14 protein-coding genes are annotated in these 16,241 nt (G+C 61.1%); 7 read left to right on the top strand and 7 right to left on the bottom strand.

Features of this window, described 5'->3' with window-relative positions; genetic code table 11:
- Positions 1 to 102: 102 nt before the first annotated feature.
- Entirely contained in the window at positions 103 to 1,809 is a 1,707-nt protein-coding gene (locus ACOYNB_RS01415) for a methyl-accepting chemotaxis protein (RefSeq protein WP_422837327.1), read from the bottom strand.
- 49 nt (positions 1,810 to 1,858) lie between these two features.
- Here ACOYNB_RS01415 and ACOYNB_RS01410 point away from each other — a divergent pair, with 49 nt between their 5' ends.
- The gene (locus ACOYNB_RS01410; RefSeq protein ID WP_422837326.1) at positions 1,859 to 3,520 is read left to right on the top strand and encodes a diguanylate cyclase; all 1,662 of its coding nucleotides are present in this window, start codon (positions 1,859 to 1,861) and stop codon (positions 3,518 to 3,520) included.
- On the opposite strand, the gene ACOYNB_RS01405 is transcribed toward ACOYNB_RS01410, so the two are convergent.
- Positions 3,487 to 4,035: a thioesterase family protein gene (locus ACOYNB_RS01405; protein ID WP_422837325.1), complete on the bottom strand. Its 549-nt coding sequence runs from the start codon at positions 4,033 to 4,035 to the stop codon at positions 3,487 to 3,489. The two genes, ACOYNB_RS01410 and ACOYNB_RS01405, sit on opposite strands and share 34 nt — an antisense overlap.
- Before the next feature lie 78 nt (positions 4,036 to 4,113).
- Between ACOYNB_RS01405 and ACOYNB_RS01400 the strand changes: the two genes are divergently transcribed.
- Entirely contained in the window at positions 4,114 to 5,103 is a 990-nt protein-coding gene (locus tag ACOYNB_RS01400; RefSeq protein WP_422837324.1) for a GlxA family transcriptional regulator, read from the top strand.
- Here the strand turns inward: ACOYNB_RS01400 and ACOYNB_RS01395 are convergent.
- On the bottom strand, positions 5,085 to 5,909 hold the full coding sequence (locus tag ACOYNB_RS01395) for an AraC family transcriptional regulator (RefSeq protein ID WP_422837323.1): 825 nt from the start codon (positions 5,907 to 5,909) through the stop codon (positions 5,085 to 5,087). The genes ACOYNB_RS01400 and ACOYNB_RS01395 overlap by 19 nt on opposite strands.
- A gap of 63 nt (positions 5,910 to 5,972) precedes the next feature.
- Here ACOYNB_RS01395 and ACOYNB_RS01390 point away from each other — a divergent pair, with 63 nt between their 5' ends.
- Positions 5,973 to 6,764, top strand: a complete 792-nt coding sequence (locus ACOYNB_RS01390; RefSeq protein WP_422837322.1) for a class I SAM-dependent methyltransferase — start codon at positions 5,973 to 5,975, stop codon at positions 6,762 to 6,764.
- Here ACOYNB_RS01390 and ACOYNB_RS01385 read toward each other — a convergent pair.
- Positions 6,743 to 7,636, bottom strand: a complete 894-nt coding sequence (locus ACOYNB_RS01385) for a LysR substrate-binding domain-containing protein (protein ID WP_422837321.1) — start codon at positions 7,634 to 7,636, stop codon at positions 6,743 to 6,745. The genes ACOYNB_RS01390 and ACOYNB_RS01385 overlap by 22 nt on opposite strands.
- 104 nt (positions 7,637 to 7,740) lie before the next feature.
- Here ACOYNB_RS01385 and metE point away from each other — a divergent pair, with 104 nt between their 5' ends.
- Both metE and ubiM read left to right on the top strand, forming a co-directional pair.
- On the top strand, positions 7,741 to 10,059 hold the full coding sequence (metE, locus tag ACOYNB_RS01380) for a 5-methyltetrahydropteroyltriglutamate--homocysteine S-methyltransferase (RefSeq protein WP_422837320.1): 2,319 nt from the start codon (positions 7,741 to 7,743) through the stop codon (positions 10,057 to 10,059).
- 165 nt (positions 10,060 to 10,224) lie between these two features.
- Positions 10,225 to 11,475 (top strand): 5-demethoxyubiquinol-8 5-hydroxylase UbiM, encoded by a 1,251-nt coding sequence (gene ubiM / locus ACOYNB_RS01375; RefSeq protein WP_422837319.1) that lies wholly within the window; start codon positions 10,225 to 10,227, stop codon positions 11,473 to 11,475.
- On the opposite strand, the gene ACOYNB_RS01370 is transcribed toward ubiM, so the two are convergent.
- Complete coding sequence (locus ACOYNB_RS01370; RefSeq protein ID WP_422837318.1) at positions 11,472 to 13,208, bottom strand: ribonucleoside-diphosphate reductase, adenosylcobalamin-dependent; 1,737 nt, start codon at positions 13,206 to 13,208, stop codon at positions 11,472 to 11,474. The two genes, ubiM and ACOYNB_RS01370, sit on opposite strands and share 4 nt — an antisense overlap.
- The gene (locus ACOYNB_RS01365) at positions 13,205 to 13,462 is read right to left on the bottom strand and encodes a hypothetical protein (protein ID WP_422837317.1); all 258 of its coding nucleotides are present in this window, start codon (positions 13,460 to 13,462) and stop codon (positions 13,205 to 13,207) included. The genes ACOYNB_RS01370 and ACOYNB_RS01365 overlap by 4 nt, the downstream gene beginning before the upstream one ends.
- Before the next feature lie 249 nt (positions 13,463 to 13,711).
- Here ACOYNB_RS01365 and ACOYNB_RS01360 point away from each other — a divergent pair, with 249 nt between their 5' ends.
- The gene (locus ACOYNB_RS01360; RefSeq protein WP_422837316.1) at positions 13,712 to 14,431 is read left to right on the top strand and encodes a Crp/Fnr family transcriptional regulator; all 720 of its coding nucleotides are present in this window, start codon (positions 13,712 to 13,714) and stop codon (positions 14,429 to 14,431) included.
- Between the two features lie 272 nt (positions 14,432 to 14,703).
- Complete coding sequence (locus tag ACOYNB_RS01355) at positions 14,704 to 15,510, top strand: diguanylate cyclase domain-containing protein (protein WP_422837315.1); 807 nt, start codon at positions 14,704 to 14,706, stop codon at positions 15,508 to 15,510.
- 13 nt (positions 15,511 to 15,523) lie between these two features.
- Here ACOYNB_RS01355 and ACOYNB_RS01350 read toward each other — a convergent pair whose 3' ends face one another.
- On the bottom strand, positions 15,524 to 16,132 hold the full coding sequence (locus ACOYNB_RS01350; protein WP_422837313.1) for a PAS domain-containing protein: 609 nt from the start codon (positions 16,130 to 16,132) through the stop codon (positions 15,524 to 15,526).
- Between the last annotated feature and the right edge of the window lie 109 nt (positions 16,133 to 16,241).

Raw genomic sequence — 16,241 nt, 5'->3', positions numbered from 1 at the left:
CTAACCGGCCGTTACACCCAGTCAACCCTACTTGTCGGCAAATCTGGCCATGATGCGCAGAGATGGCGACGAGATGATGACGCACCTCCCGGTGCGACTCCGTTAAACCCGGAATGCAGAAATGGCATCCAGCAGCGATTGCGCCTGCTCTCTCAACTGCGCCGCCGTGCCGACGAGGTCGTGGACCAGTGCCGCGTTTTGCTGGGTGTGGTGATCGATTTGCGCCAGCGAGCCCTCCACCTGCCCAACGCCTTCCGTCTGATGCTGCGTCGAGACCGTGATGTCCTGAACAATCCGGGCCACATTCACGATGGCCTCGACCGTTTCGCGCATGGCCACGCCCGCCTCGTCCACCAGCAAGGTGCCGCGCTCCACCTGCTCGCCGCTGGTCGTGACCAACTGCTTGATCTCTCTGGCGGCCTCGGCACTGCGGTGCGCCAGCATGCGGACCTCACTGGCCACGACCGCAAACCCGCGCCCCTGCTCCCCTGCACGCGCCGCCTCCACGGCCGCATTGAGCGCCAGGATATTGGTCTGAAACGCAATGCTGTCGATGAGCCCGATGATTTCGCCAATTTGCCGGCTGCTGGCCTGGATGTCGCGAATACTGTCCACCACCTGCCCCATGACGGCACCGCTGCGCGCAGCAGCCTCGGATGCCCCCGTCGCCAACTCGCTGGCTTGTGCCGAGTGGTAGGCGTTGTCCCCGACCGCATGGCTCAACGCACCCAGCGTGGTGCTGGTTTGCTGCAGTGACTCGGCCTGCTGGTGCGTACGATCGCTCAAATCCTGATTCTGCTGGGCCATGCCACGACTGCTTTCTGCCACCACCATCGCATTGCCTTGCACCACCTGAACGGTCTGCTTCAGCGATTGCTGCAGTCGCAGCAAGGCACTTGACAGCACGGTCATCTCATCGCGCCCTTCCGGCTGAATGTCTTCCGTGAGGTCGCCTTGGGCCATCCGGTCCACGGCCGACACCGATTGCCGCAGTGGTCGCAAAATCGATCGGATGGTGGTGCTGAAGAGCACCACCGACAGCACGATGCTTACCACCAGCACCACGGCCAGAATCACCTTGCTGAGCCGAATCACGGACACGAAGTCGCTCATGCTGGCCTCTGCCACACCAGAAGCCACCTTGACTGTTTCGTCAACCTCGTGCCGCTGGGCCAGATACAGCGCGTTGATCTCCGGCACCATCATCCGCAGATCCTCCGACCCCATGTGTTCAGCCTGCTCAGAAATCAAACGGGCCTTGGCAATGAACGCCTTTGCCGCGTCATGTTGCGCGCCCATCAAGCGCGCCTTCACCGGAGGGGGGACCCCTTCTTTCTGCTGCCAGTACAGCACGCGGTCGTCGTACTCCTTGGCCAATCGCGCCACTTCGCTTTTGCCGATCGACACCGAAATGCTGCCCTCCACCAATTGAGAGAGCACCAAGCGCATTTCAATCAAATACATCGGCGGCGGGAGGATGTCTGCCACCGCATCCTTGCTCAGCCCCACATCCTCGCCGATACGGGTCAACTGTGAGGCGCTGTAAACCCCTGCCGCGACACACAGCATCACAGCCGCGATGTTGAACACCGCCAAAGCCTGAAGCCGGCGCAAGAAGCTGAATTGTCTGAGCCACATCACCATGCCGGCGCCCACCTTCAGGTCGCCGCCCTGTACACACACGATACAAGGCTTGTCGGTAAACGATCCGCAAACTGAAGCCGCTTTCCCCATGTTGATGCGCAGTCCCTCACACACCGGGAAAACACGCACACAAAAATCGGAGCGAGAACGTGACGAAGTGGACATTGCCCCCTCCATCGGAATCGATAATGTCATAGCATTTAGTTCGCCAACCATGACCGCAGTGCCGCCCAATTCCCTAGACGATCGCCTCCATGTCCTTCGGACACGGTGGGGTTTTTATGTCTCGGAAGGGCGTTTCGAGCAGTTCATCGAGTTCGCCGTGGCGGTCAACAGCCTCGCCGAACATCTCAATCGGATGCGCCTGCCCGGGTTGGTCCGCATCTGCGAAGGACTGGAAGGTGTCGTCCTTGCTCGCCTGGGCTCAGAAAGCTCGCACCCGCTGACGGAGCAGGACATCAGCATCCTGCAGCGCCAACTCGACGCGCTGCTCGGGGCCGTCGCCACGGCCAAGCCGCACGTCCCGGAACCGAATCGTCGGCACGATGAATCGGCCACAGGCGCCCCCACGGATGTGGACTGGATCAAGCCGCGATCCGTGTGGCTCTTCAGCCCGACCGAGCATGGCGACATGGCCGATGCCTTGTGCAAGCAGTTGCGTTACTTCGGATTTCAGGTTCTGGACATGGCGTGGGGCGATGCGCTCCCCACCGAGGACATGCCCTTGGCGGTTCTCTTCATTCCTGCCGACCTCGAAACCTCTGCGTCCGACTTCGACTTCATCGCGCAGGTGCGCGCAGCCTGTCCTGCCAGCCAACTGCTTTACCTGGGCGCCCAGTCGGCCATCGAGCCCATCGTGGCCCTGATGCGCGCAGGCATCGACGTGGCCATCCCCGCAGATGAGCAAACCGCCATGGTGCTGGACCGCATCCTGGATCTGGTGCAAAACCTGGAACAGGAAAAGCACCGCGTGCTGGTGGTCGAAGATTCGCGCGTGGCGGGCGCGCTGATTCAGCGCACCTTGGCTCAGCACGGCATCGACAGCCTGGTCATCCGCGATCCGGGCACCCTGATCGAGGCACTTGAGACCTATCGGCCCGATCTGGTGCTGATGGACATGTACATGCCTCGCTTCAATGGTGTGGAGGCCACTCGTGTCCTGCGCCAGATGTCTGCATACAGCACGGTCCCCATCGTCTACCTGTCTGGCGCCACCGATGTCGGCATGCAAGTGGAAGCCTTGCGACTGGGTGGCGACCAGTTCCTGACCAAGCCCTTCAATCCAGTGTTGCTGGCGGCCGTGGTCAAGACCAAGATTCAACGTTTTCGTGAAACGCAGCGTTCGACACGCCTGGACGGTTTGACAGGCCTGCTGAATCACACCGCCGCCAAGGCACGCTTGAATGCCTTGCTCACGCAAACCGAGAACAGCGAACAACCGCTGCTGACGGTGGCCATGATCGACATCGATCACTTCAAATCGATCAATGACACCTACGGACACCCCGTGGGCGATCAGGTCATCCGTTCGCTGGCGTGGCTGCTGAAGGGTCGCCTGCGCTCAGGCGACCTGATCGGGCGCTACGGTGGGGAAGAGTTTCTGATTGCCCTGCCAGGCGTTTGCCCGGAACAGGCCAAGACGGTGATTGATCGCATCCGCAGCGATTTCTCTGCCCTACCCCACGCGCATCCGGGTGGCACACTGCACGCCACATTCAGCGCTGGCATGGCGTCTTACCCCTTGTTTGATTCGGCCGCATCGCTGACAGAGTCTGCGGACCATGCCCTGCTGCATGCCAAGCGCATGGGTCGCAACCGCGTCGAGACCGCACACGGACACCATCACCTGAGCCTGGCTTCGTCTTCTCGCAACTGATGGCTCATGCCATCGCAACTGTCTGACCAGGCCTGAAGCCAGGCTGGCAGTGGCGGCGACTGCTCAGGCAACCCCATGCCGCGCACAAACGCCACGGGTGACACCGTGCCCTTGGGTGAGCGGAACAGCCCGCGAATCACCACCACGCCCACCACACGGCCATGGCGGATAAAGCGATGCTCGACAAAGCTCCATTTATCGTCCCAGCCCAGCATGCGTGTGTGAATTTCAAAGGCTTCGAACAGCCGCAACTCCCGCCGGAATTTGCCCCACGTGTCACCCACGATCGGCAAGGCCTTGTGCTGCAGGGCCACTTTGTAGGCCCCCGTGCGCAAGACGTAGTGCATGCGACCCACATCGGCCATCGTGAAGTAACGCCCGTTGGTGACATGGCGGTTGAAGTCGAGATCGAGCGGCCAAACCCGCATGCGTACCACCGTGGTATCCAGACCATGGGCGGGCTGTCGCCAAGGACGACGACACAACATCAGGAAAAGGCGAAACCAGAGATTCATGGTGAGACTGCTTGTGAAAACCTTCGTCACTCTAGCGATACGCTCTCTGATAAGGTAGATGCATAAACGACATATTTCATGCGAAACACGCACAAGCCTCTCATGCATGTCACGCTGCTCCTTGCCGAGCACTGTTCGGCCGCCAGTGCCACCATGGCGGCTGAACTGCTGGCCGCTGCCAATGCCTTCAGCACCAGTGATCAACCGCCCTTTCAGGTCACAGCAGCCTCGCTGACCGGCCAGCCGGTTCGTTCCACGGGCACCCAGACCCTCCATGCGGACACAGCACTGTCCAACATCCGTCAAACAGATCTGGTCATCATCCCGGGCTTCCTGTTCACGCTGCGCGAGGCCATGCCCGCATTTGCGCCATACCGGACCTGGCTGCGCAAGCAGCATCGGCAGGGCGCCACCATTGCGACACTGTGTACGGCCACATTTCTGCTGGCCGAGTCCGGCTTGCTGGATGGTCTGCGCGCCACCACGCACTGGGCGTTTGCATCACTGTTTGCGCGGCAATACCCGCAAGTACACCTCGACTGCCAGCAGATCCTGTGCGAAGACAACCGACTGGTGACCAGCGGAGGCGCCAGTGCAGGCATGGATGTCATGCTGCATCTGATCCGGCGCTTTGCTTCTTTGGCGTTGGCACAGCAATGCAGCCGCTACCTGCTGATTGATCACACACGCCACGAACAGACCCCCTACGTCCTGTGGTCAATGCCCAAGAGCCATGGTGACGTGGAGATCCTGCGCGTCCAGAACTGGCTGGACACCCACTTTGCCGAGCCCATCCTGATCGACGATCTGGCTCAACAATTTGGCTTTGGCGTTCGCAACTTCAAACGACGCTTCAAGGATGCCACCGGCTATACCCCATTGGCTTATCTGCAAACCCTGCGCCTCGAAAAGGCCAAGCACCTGCTGGAATCGACACGCATGGCGCTCGACCGCATCACCTTTGCGGTGGGCTATGAAGACAGCAATTCGTTCCGGCGCCTGTTCCAGAATCGAGTCGGACTGCAACCCGCCGCCTATCGCAGAAAGTTTCAGCTCGCGCCCCCGTGACGCGCGCCCCGCTGCCCGATAAACTGCCCGGGCGCCCGTCCCATCACGCCCCGGAACATTTCGATGAAGCTGCTGGAATCGGTGTACCCCAGAGAGAGGGCTACCCGCTGCACACTGTGCCCCGCATCCAGCGACGTCAAGGCGTACTGCACCATCAGACGGCGATGCCAATCCCCCACGGACATCCCCACCTCTTTGGCAAACAGACGCGCCAAGGTGCGCTCACTGGCACACGCCACCTGCGCCAGTTCAGCCATCGAGAATGCCAAGCCTGGCCGCTCGGCCAAGGTGTCCATCACACGTTTGACACGCGGCTCCGTGCTCATGGGCAGTCCGATTTCCGTCACCGTGGCTTGTGCCATCTCATCGAGCAGCACGCGCATGAAGCGATCCGCAGGCGTGTCTGGCTGATAGTCTGCCCCCAGGCTGCCGGCACGCAGGATCATCTCCCTGAACAGTGAAGACACCTGGATCACCGAGCACTTGCCAAACAGATGGGCTGCGGCAGCTTCCGACACAAACAAACTGTGCAAGGTCACCGCGCCGGGCAAGGTCACCTCATGCAGCACATGCGGCGGGATCCACACCGCCTGAGACGGCGGCACCAACCAGGCACCTGCCGGGGTGCTCACGCGCACCAGGCCATGACTCGCATACAGCAGTTGCCCTCGCGGGTGGGCATGCGGGGCCTGGCAGACCGCGTTGTCAACGGTCATGCACAAGCCCATGACCGGGCGCTCGGGCTCCTCGCGGAATCCCAGCGTGATCGGCCTGAGTTTTGTCAGTTTTCCTTGATGGGTTGTCATGCTGGCTGAATCGCCTTGTCATGGATCGCGGGAGGATGCGGCATCACCCCTCAGGAGTTGAGCATGCACACCTCGCCCCCCGATCATCTTGACATCATCATCGACCAATTCACACGACAGTCCATCCCGTTTACGCAGATCCCGGGGCACTTCAGTGCCATCGACACCTTGCTGCGCATGAGCGACATCACCGCGAACGACACCGTGCTGGACGTGGCCTGCGGCCCCGGCATCGTCGCCTGCGAACTGGCCCGGGTCGCCCGAGCGGTGACCGGCGTTGACATCACCCCCGGCATGTTGCAGCAGGCTCGCCAGCGCCAGCTTGCACAAGGTCTGAGCAACCTCCAATGGCAAGAGGCCAATGCCTTGCAGTTGCCCTTTGCAGCCCACTCGTTCTCGCTCGTGGTAACGCGCTACAGCTTCCATCACTTGCACGATGTCCAGCAAGCGCTGCGTGAAATGATGCGCGTGTGCACCCCCGGTGGCCGCGTTGTGGTCGCCGATGTGGTCATGCCAGACGAGCAGACTGCTGCCTATGACGAACTGGAGACCTTACGCGACCCCTCTCACACGCATGCGCTGTCCATCAGCGAGAGCCTTGCGCTCTTTGCCTCGTCGGGGCTGACGGACTGTCACTTTGCGACGTACGAGGTCGAGATCGAACTCGAAGCCCAACTGGCGGCATCCTTTCCCGCTGACGAGGACGTCCCTCGCATCCGGGACATGGTGACCGATGACATCGGCATCAACCGACTGGGCATTCACGCGCGTCGAGATGCCCAGGGGCAGGTGCACTACACCGTGCCGATTCGGGTCTATGTCGGGCGAAAGGCTCACGCGACCGACGCGGTCTGACGGGCGATGTCGATGAACGCGCGAAGATAGTCGATGTCCACATCGGACTCCCGCGCGCCCAGGTAGATCTGCTTGGCAATGCCGCGTGCACCCAGTTGAACGGGCGCCACAGGCATGGTCTGCGCATAGTGCGCCACCAACCATCTTGGCAAGGCGGATACCCCTCTGCCACTGGCCACCATCTGCAGCAGGATGTCCGTCGTCTCAATGGTTTTGTGCTGACGTGGTGCCACGCCGGCAGGGGTCAGGAACTGTGTGTACACATCCAGACGATCGGGGGACACCGGATACGTGATGAGCACCTCTTTGGCCACCTGACGCGGGGTCACATGATGGGCGCCCGCCAAGGGATGCGAGGCTGCCACCACCAGCACCTGCTCGTAATCGAACACAGGCTCAAAGTGCAAGCCTGGCTTGAACAAGGGGTCAGGGGTCACCAGCAGGTCGATCTCATAGCCGAACAAGGCCCCCATCCCGCCAAACTGAAATTTCTGTTTGACGTCCACATCGACATCTGGCCACGCAGACAAATAGGGCGACACCACTTTCAGCAGCCACTGGTAGCAAGGATGACACTCCATCCCAATGCGCAAGGTGCCGCGCTGCCCCTTGGCAAACTGTTGCAAGCGCTCTTCGGCCCAGACCAGTTGCGGCAACACGCGGTTGGCCAGCGCCAGCACCTGCTGCCCAGCCTGCGTCAGGCGAAGCCGCCGCCCCTCTCTCAACCAGATGTCTGTGCCGAGTTGCTGCTCCAGCTTCTTGATCGCATGGCTGAGCGCCGACTGCGTCAGGCACAACACATCCGCCGCCGCCGTCAGCGAGCCTCGTTTTTCAACTTCCTGAACGATGGTCAGGTGGATACGCTCCAGCACTTGAATGAGCCAAATTCATGGATGATTGAATTAATACCATTTTACTTCATGCATTGTGATCCGTAGTCTCGCGGCTTCTGCAATGAATCGAGCACGATCCCACCATGATCACGACACACAACCTGGGCTTTCCTCGCATTGGCGCCCAGCGTGAATTGAAGTTCGCCCTGGAGTCTTACTGGAAGGGGCAATCGTCCGCCTCCGACCTGCACGCACAGGGGCACACCTTGCGTCAGCGTCACTGGGCCCTGCAAGCCGACCTCGACTGGCTGCCCGTTGGCGACTTCTCGTTTTATGACCAGGTTCTGGACATGAGCCAGACACTGGGCAACCTGCCTGCGCGCGCGCTGCATGGCCACGGCACCGAACTGGACGCCTACTTCCGTGTGGCACGCGGACGCTCGGCGCCCGACCACCAAGCCCAGGCTTGCTGCACCGCACATGCTGTGGCCGCGGGTGAAATGACCAAATGGTTCGACACCAACTACCACTACATCGTCCCCGAGTTTGATACCCACACACGCTTTGCCTTGCATGCCGACAGGCTGGTGTCTCAATTGCAAGAGGCCCTCGCACAAGGTCACGCTGCCAAGCCCGTGCTGATCGGGCCCGTGACCTACCTTGCCTTGGGCAAGTCCAAAGATGGCACGTCCAAACTGAGTCTGCTGCCGCAACTGCTGAATGTGTATGCGGAGTTGATCGAGGTGCTGGTGCAGCACGGTGCCACCTGGATCCAGATGGATGAACCGATTCTCGTGACCGAACTGGACGCCGACTGGAAGCATGCATTTCAAACGGCGTACCACCAGCTCAAACCCTGCCGGGCCAAGCTGTTGCTCACCACCTACTTCGGCCCCTTGCAGGACAACCTGCATCTGGCAGCCACCCTCCCCGTTGCCGGCCTGCATCTGGATGCCATCACCGGTCGAGAAGACGTGCCTGCGCTGCTGAACCTGCTGCCCAGCCACAAGGTCCTGTCGCTGGGGGTGATCAATGGCCGCAACATCTGGAAGACCGACCTGAATGCCACCCTCGACTGGTTGGCGCCCATCCATGACCGACTGGGCGATCGGCTGTGGCTGGCCCCCAGCTGTGCCTTGCTGCATGTCCCGGTTGACTTGTCCAGCGAGCAGCACCTCCCCACCGACGTGCAGCGCTGGCTCGCGTTCGGCGCCCAAAAACTGGCCGAGCTTCGAACGCTGGCGCAGGCCTTGAACCACGGGCGCGAGTCTGTGCACGCGGCACTTCAAGCCAACACATCCGATGTGCAATCCCGCCGAGTCTCACCCCGCGTCCATCAGCCTGAAGTCAAGGAGGCCGTCGCCAAGATTCACGCCGACATGGGGCAACGCCAACACCCTTATGCCGTCCGGGCACGTCTGCAAGCCGAGCGGCTGCGCCTCCCGCCCTACCCCACCACCACGATCGGCTCTTTCCCGCAGACCACCGAAATACGTCAGGCGCGCCGCGCTTACAAGTCGGGTGAGCTGGATGCCACGCGCTACCAAATCGCCATGCAGGCCGAGATTGCGCGCAGCGTGGCCGAGCAGGAGGCCTTGGACTTGGACGTGCTGGTTCACGGCGAAGCCGAGCGCAACGACATGGTCGAATACTTTGGCGAGCAACTCGAAGGCTATGCCTTCAGCCAGTTTGGTTGGGTGCAGTCCTACGGCTCGCGCTGCGTCAAGCCCCCCATCCTCTTTGGAGACATCTGTCGCCCCGCACCGATGACGGTGGCGTGGACACGCTTTGCCCAATCACTGACGCAACGCCCCATGAAAGGCATGCTGACGGGGCCGGTCACGATGCTCAACTGGTCCTTTGTTCGGGACGATCAGCCACGCTCGGAAACCTGTCTGCAACTGGCTTTGGCCATTCGGGAAGAGGTGCTGGACCTGGAGCGCGCCGGTGTGAGCATCATTCAGATCGATGAGGCTGCCTTGCGCGAAGGGTTGCCCTTGCGGCGCACACAGTGGGCCACGTATCTGACTTGGGCCATTGAGGCCTTCCGGATCACGGCCAACGGGGTGCGCGATGACACCCAGATCCACACGCACATGTGCTATTCGGAGTTCAACGACATCATGGACGCCATTGCCGCCATGGATGCCGATGTGATCACCATCGAGACCTCCCGATCAGACATGGAGTTGCTCGATGCGTTTGAGCATTTTGCCTATCCCAATGAAATCGGCCCCGGGGTGTATGACATCCACTCACCCAACATTCCCAGCCAGGATCAGATCGTGGACCTGATGCGCAAAGCCCAATCCCGCATCCCCGCCGAGCGTCTATGGGTCAACCCCGACTGCGGTCTCAAGACACGCCAATGGCAGGAAGTGATCCCAGCATTGCAGAACATGGTGGCCGCTGCCAAACGTCTGAGGGAGGAGTCCGCTGCCGCTGTCACACATCGGCGATGACGATCGACGGCAAACGTGATGCGAGCGCCGACTGCACGCTGGGGGCGAAGGTGAGGGCACACAGGATCAAAACAAGCTGACCCGGATCAAGGACGCCAAACGACGCTCCCCCTAGGATGACGCACCCGCCTGCTGGCGGGGATTTGTCATACAAGAAGGTTTGTCATGAATGCGTCAATGGACACCGATGTTCTGATCGTGGGCGCGGGCCCGGCCGGTCTGGCCCTGGCTTGCTCGTTGGCGGATGCTGGCATCCGCACGCGGGTGCTGGAGCAAGCTCCCCTGTCCAGCCTGGCGCATCCCCCCGAAGATGGCCGCGACATCGCCCTGACCCACCGTGCCCGCCGCGTGCTGAGTGTGCTGGGCCTGTGGAACCGCCTGCCTGCAGACGAAGTGGCCCCCCTCAAAAAGGCGCAGGTCACCAGCGGCAACTCACCTCTGGTGTTGCCCTTTGATGCCCAGGATGAAGGGCATGAGGCCTTGGGCTGGCTGGTCCCCAATCACCGCATCCGTGAAGCCTGCTACGCCGGCGCCATGGCACGCGCCGACTGGATCACTCTGCAAGGCGATGCCCGCGTGACGGCCATGCATCGCACCACCGACCGTGCCACGGTCACCCTGGCAGACGGCAGTCAGCTGAGCGCCCCCCTGGTCGTGGCTGCCGACAGCCGCTTCTCGACCGTGCGCAAGATGGCCGGCATCGGCGCCCGCATGCTCGACTTTGGGCGAACGGCCATCGTTTGCCGCATGGCACATGAGCACGACCACGATGGCATTGCCCACGAGTGTTTCCTCCATGGCCACACCTTGGCGATTCTGCCGATGGCAGGCCGACAAGCCTCAGCCGTGTGGACCGTCAGCACCGACGGCGCCGAAGCCATCATGCAATTGAGCGATGAGGCCTTTGCCCAAGCCGTGGACAGCGAATTCGGTCATCGCCTGGGTGACATGCGCACCGCCGGACAGCGCCATGCTTACCCGTTGGTGGCTGTCTATGCCCAACGCTTCTGGGCAGATCGCTTCGCCTTGATTGGCGACGCCGCTGTCGGCATGCACCCGGTGACAGCGCACGGCTACAACTTTGGCCTGTATGGCATCGAAACGCTGACGCGCGAACTCGTGGCCGCACGCCAGTCTGGCCGGGATCTGGGCGACAGCCGTGCCTTGCAGACCTACGCCAGCGAGCACCAACGCGTCACGCTGCCCATCTACCTGGGTACCAACGCCATCGTCAAATTGTTCACCAACGATCTGCCGGCCGCGCACCTGGTACGCGGCGCCATTCTGCGCGTGTCCAAACACCTGCCACCTCTGAAGGCCGCCATCACGCGCCAACTCACGGGCAGCGGTCTGTCCCCGCTGGACGTCCTTCGTGATCGCCTCAAGGTCGCCGCCACGCTGATGCCACGTCGCTAAGCAGGGGCCGACGCCCCAAAGTGAACGCTCTTGAGCCCCGACGACCAAGCTTGCCACGCCAAGGCCTGGAATCGCTGGAAGCTGACCGCAGGCCCGATCGTCAAGGTCTTGGCGATGCCGCCGTCCACAAAGGGCGTCAAGGCGCCCACCATGACCAGTTGCTCTTCTGGCTCTACCTCTTGGGACTGTTCCAGTAGTCGCAAGTATCTGCCTGACTGCGACAGCGGTAGCTGCCGCAGCAGACGCAGGACATGGTTGATCAACTGATAGGCCCCCTGCGAGCCATCTTCTGAGGTCAGGTACTGCATCCCCTCCAACTGATCAGGGGGCGAGATCCCGGGGCTGGTGTTGTCGGCACAGGCCACGCTGATGGAGCGGGCCGGCGCAATGGCCATCAAATGCGAATTGCGCAAACCCGACCGCCGAATCTCATCTTTCAGAGACTCAGGCAGACGAGATGCCGCGTGTGGCTCAGCCAAATACGCGGACACATCCAGCGCCGCAAAGGCCCCCTTCTCTTTGGCGAGCGCACAGGATGCGCCATAAGCCAAATCTCGAATGAGTGACACCACGCCGGCAGCAGATTGGCACGATGCCACCGAACCGTAACGCAGCCCCAACATGACCAATGCGTCCGCCAGGCCCGTCACGCCCAATCCGATTCTGCGCGTATGCATGGCCTCCTGACGTTGCGCCTCCAATGGCCACAGCGTCAGATCCAGCACGTTGTCCAGCATCCGAACTGCGACCGGAACCAGGCTGCGCAAGCGTGGCACATCCCATTCAGCCTCCGACGTGAAGGGATTCAACACACAGCGTGTCAAGTCAATCGAGCCAAGACACCCGCCGCCATACGGCGGCAAGGGCTGTTCACCCAATGGGCTGCTCGCCGAGATTGACTCGCAGTAAGACAAATTGTCATGCGCGCGCATCCGATCGACAAAGCACAACCCTGGCTCTGCGCGCTCATAGGCACATAGCAAGATACTGGCCCACAATGCCCGCGCATCGCGACGCCCCCAATCCGTTCCGTTGCGAGCCCGCGGGGGCGTCAAATCAATATCCATCCCAGCCTGCACCGCATGCATGAAGGCATCGCTGACACCAATAGCTGATCTGAAGCCACCGCGCCCGCCATACACACGCTCGAGCAAGAAAGCCTCAATGTCAGGATGATCACACCTCAACATTGCCATCTGTGCCTCGCGCCCCTGCGCCCCCATCAGCCGACTGACCTGTGCGAACTGCCGCAATACCCGCACGACACCCCCGACCTCGGTCTCCTCCAGCTCACTCCCGTGATGACTCGGATCAATCGATGAAAAGTCATAGCCAACCCGAGCACCTGCGCCCATGGTCAGCACTGCGTCGGTAAGCGCCATCTCCAGACCTGCCGTGGCATGTCCATCCCCGCCGCTGTCCCGGCACACGGGCAGAACAAAGCAGCTGATCGCTGTCTGATGCAAGGTATCCAGGACACCGGACAGCACGCGCCCTGATGGAATAAAGCCTTGCTGCTGCGCGGACAAGAAGCGTGCGTACCAGGCAACACTGTCCTGTTCGGTCGACGCCAATACTTGCGCTGCGCACTGCTGGACAGAGAGCAGGTCCACATCCCCGCCACGGCCATACCGAAGCTGCAGCGAGTGTCTGCAAAACCGCTGAGGCTGCAACGCAAGTTCATCCCAATCCAGGAATGATTGTTGAGACATCATGCTAGGCATGGCAGTCATGCGCGACCTCCGTTGTGGGACCGCTTCTTCATGAACCGGACGATGCTCATCCCCATGTCCGTGATCTGAACCACACCATCCTTGATCTCGATCCACCCCAGCGCCTGATAGTCCGCGATGAAACCTGATGGCAGCGACATTTCCTGATGCTGCTCAATCATCTCCAGGCACTCCAGAAATCCGTGTCGCAGAGACTCCATCCGCGAAAATGGGGCCTGCCGCCCCCCCGCCATGGACGTGGGTGAATAGTTCATGTGTATGCTCCCCGGTAACTGTTTTTGCATCCGCATCCATGGTGATGCGTCCTCTGTGAAGGGCAATATGGTCTTGCCCCTCTCCATGGTCTGTGCTGTAGCGCACACAACCCGCTCCTGCGACTGAGGGGGCTGTGCACAGCCCTCATCAATCCCTGATAAATGTCTGTGCGATGGCGAACATACCGATACGATGTCGCTGTCTATAGTGGTGGTGCGCTCATGGCGAACCCATACAGGAGGAAATGGATGGCGGTCAATCCGGACCCTCTGAAAAACGGACTACTGTCCGTGTTGCCTGAACCGGATTGGATGAGCATCCAGCATCACCTCGAGTACGTGGAGATGCCTCTGGGGCAAGTCATCTATGAATCCGGTAGCACGCAGAAATACGTTTACTTTCCTTGCACGTCGATCGTCTCGCTGCTCTACGTCATGGAAGACGGTGCATCCGCCGAAATCGCCGTGGTCGGACACGAGGGCATCGTCGGCATCTCCCTTTTCATGGGGGGCGACTCGACACCCAGCCGAGCCGTGGTCCAGAGTGCAGGATATGGCTACAGGCTCAAAGCGCCCGACCTCAAGGCGGCCTTCGACCACGGGGGCGCGATCATGCACGTGCTGTTGCGCTACACGCAGGCCCTGATCACGCAAATGGCTCAGACAGCAGTCTGCAACCGGCACCATTCTCTGGAGAAGCAGTTGTGCCGCTGGCTCCTGCTCAGCCTGGACCGGCTGAGCAGCAACGAACTCTCGATGACGCAAGAGTTGATTGCCAACATGCTGGGGGTCCGCAGAGAAGGCGTCACCGAGGCCGCCATCAAACTCCAAAAACTGGGACTGATCAGCTACGCCCGTGGGCACATCGTTGTGCACAGTCGGGCCGGCCTCGAGGCACGCACCTGCGAATGCTATGGCGTCGTCAAAAAAGAGTATGACCGCCTGCTCCCGCGTGAGCAGGCCAGCTAGCCCCCACCCATACATCTTGTGCTTATGTGCGATAGCAGACAGTCGGCAAACGTCACCCCTCTCACACTGCTCGCATATAACCCATTCACACACAGGGAGCGCTGAGCCTCAGCGCACGGTCCCCATGACTCATGAGGATGATGCTTATGCTCAACCCGGATGACGGCAGATCGAAAGAGCCGCCTCGCGTCCTCTCTGCCCCCTCAACGTGGTCAGGCCTGAGTGCCGTGACGGGCAACGGCTGGTCAACGCCTCACCCACATTCAGATTGGATGAGCTTGATCCATTCCGTGAAATGCAGACTGCGTACGGCAAAGGATGCAGGGCAGCATCCTCAGTGGGACACCGAGGTGCAGGACTGGATCTCCAAGATGGTGGAGTCCTGTGAGCCCGCGCTGGATCAACTTCAGCGTGCGCTGGAGCACGAGCACGCCCGACGCCAGCAACTCGAGATCAAAGCCTTTGAGGCGCGGACAGACTTTGACCAGCTTCGCGCAGAACTGGATGGCAGCCGGGCCGACGAGTCGAGGGCACGCCATCAGGCTCTGCATGACAGCCTGACGGCGCTGCCCAATCGGCATTACTTTTGCCAGAGGCTGACGCAAGCACTGACTCACGCCACGCTAACTGGCGCCTCGCTGGCCGTCTTCTTCATTGATCTGGATGGGTTCAAGGCCGTCAATGACACCCACGGTCATGCCGTGGGTGATGAGTTGCTCGGCGTGGTGGCAGCACGCCTGATGCGCGCGGTCCGCTCAGAGGACATGGTGGGACGATTGGGCGGAGACGAGTTTGCATGCCTTCTGCTGGATGCGGGCGATCACGCGCAACTGAGCAGCCTCGCATGCAAGATGTATGACTCCGTGTCTTCCCCAGTCAAGCTGGGCGACCTGTTCATCAGCGTACCACCCAGCATCGGCATCGCTCGCTTCCCGCAGTGTGGTCAGACCAGCGACATGTTGCTTCGCGCAGCGGACATGGCCATGTATCAAGCCAAGCGCGAACACACCGGATACGCGTTCTACGCCGACCCGCACACTGGCAATGGGCATGCCGCCAACGGCTCGGGACGCCAGTGACAAGCTGGACGACCTACTCGCCAGAACGGATCGGTCGCGCCATCATGACCACATTGAAGCGAGCCTCGTCGGAAGGCACCTTGCTGATGACGCTCAACACGTGGCGGGCAAGCGCCCCTTGTGGCAACAGGGTCACCTCACACGTCGACCCGTGGCCATCGACCGCAAGCGCATGCCATTGCGCCCCCAAAATCGTTTGACTGTCTGGCGACAGGAAGGTCATTAATGCCTGCCCGATCAAGGTCTCTCGGGTCCCGCCAAGCCATACTGCCCCAGTGTGATTGATGTCGATGATTCTCGATCCCTCATCCACCGTGCAACACGCAACCGGCAAGTGATCATGACATTGGCGCTGCTGCGCTAACAAAGACTCGGTGCGAGCCAGGGCCGCCCTCAGCTCGTCCGACTGCATCTCGATCTCGACCTGGTGCACCTGCAACTCATGCAAAAGTGCGAGCGCATGCTGCGCCGTGCTGGCCGACAAAGCCAGCTGATGCACCACCCCCAGTGCCCTGGATGCACTGTCAGCCATACTGGACTGCTGACCGCCTGCCTCCAGCTTGGCTTGGGCACGGCGGCGCAGATCGCCCAGATAGATCAGCTTGTTGGCCCTCTCGGTCATGACTCGCTCCTACGAGAATTCCGGCGCAATTGCTCACGGTAGCCTCCAACCCAAGTCCGGTCTGTGCGTTAGCGCACGCACATGGCAACCCCTTGCGTTCTTGTATCTG

Source organism: Aquabacterium sp. (assembly GCF_049317225.1).
Classification (GTDB): domain Bacteria; phylum Pseudomonadota; class Gammaproteobacteria; order Burkholderiales; family Burkholderiaceae_C; genus Aquabacterium.
This window is presented reverse-complemented; position numbering and strand designations above follow the sequence as displayed.

Coding starts and splice junctions, on each gene's coding strand:
- ACOYNB_RS01395 (WP_422837323.1), bottom strand. CDS start 5,909: ATGACAACCCATCAAGGAAAACTGACAAAACTCAGGCCGATCACGCTG.
- ACOYNB_RS01415 (WP_422837327.1), bottom strand. CDS start 1,809: ATGTCCACTTCGTCACGTTCTCGCTCCGATTTTTGTGTGCGTGTTTTC.
- ACOYNB_RS01370 (WP_422837318.1), bottom strand. CDS start 13,208: ATGACTGCCATGCCTAGCATGATGTCTCAACAATCATTCCTGGATTGG.
- ACOYNB_RS01405 (WP_422837325.1), bottom strand. CDS start 4,035: ATGAATCTCTGGTTTCGCCTTTTCCTGATGTTGTGTCGTCGTCCTTGG.
- ACOYNB_RS01390 (WP_422837322.1), top strand. CDS start 5,973: ATGCACACCTCGCCCCCCGATCATCTTGACATCATCATCGACCAATTC.
- ACOYNB_RS01400 (WP_422837324.1), top strand. CDS start 4,114: ATGCGAAACACGCACAAGCCTCTCATGCATGTCACGCTGCTCCTTGCC.
- ACOYNB_RS01365 (WP_422837317.1), bottom strand. CDS start 13,462: ATGAACTATTCACCCACGTCCATGGCGGGGGGGCGGCAGGCCCCATTT.
- ACOYNB_RS01355 (WP_422837315.1), top strand. CDS start 14,704: ATGAGCTTGATCCATTCCGTGAAATGCAGACTGCGTACGGCAAAGGAT.
- ACOYNB_RS01360 (WP_422837316.1), top strand. CDS start 13,712: ATGGCGGTCAATCCGGACCCTCTGAAAAACGGACTACTGTCCGTGTTG.
- metE (WP_422837320.1), top strand. CDS start 7,741: ATGATCACGACACACAACCTGGGCTTTCCTCGCATTGGCGCCCAGCGT.
- ACOYNB_RS01410 (WP_422837326.1), top strand. CDS start 1,859: ATGACCGCAGTGCCGCCCAATTCCCTAGACGATCGCCTCCATGTCCTT.
- ACOYNB_RS01350 (WP_422837313.1), bottom strand. CDS start 16,132: ATGACCGAGAGGGCCAACAAGCTGATCTATCTGGGCGATCTGCGCCGC.
- ubiM (WP_422837319.1), top strand. CDS start 10,225: ATGAATGCGTCAATGGACACCGATGTTCTGATCGTGGGCGCGGGCCCG.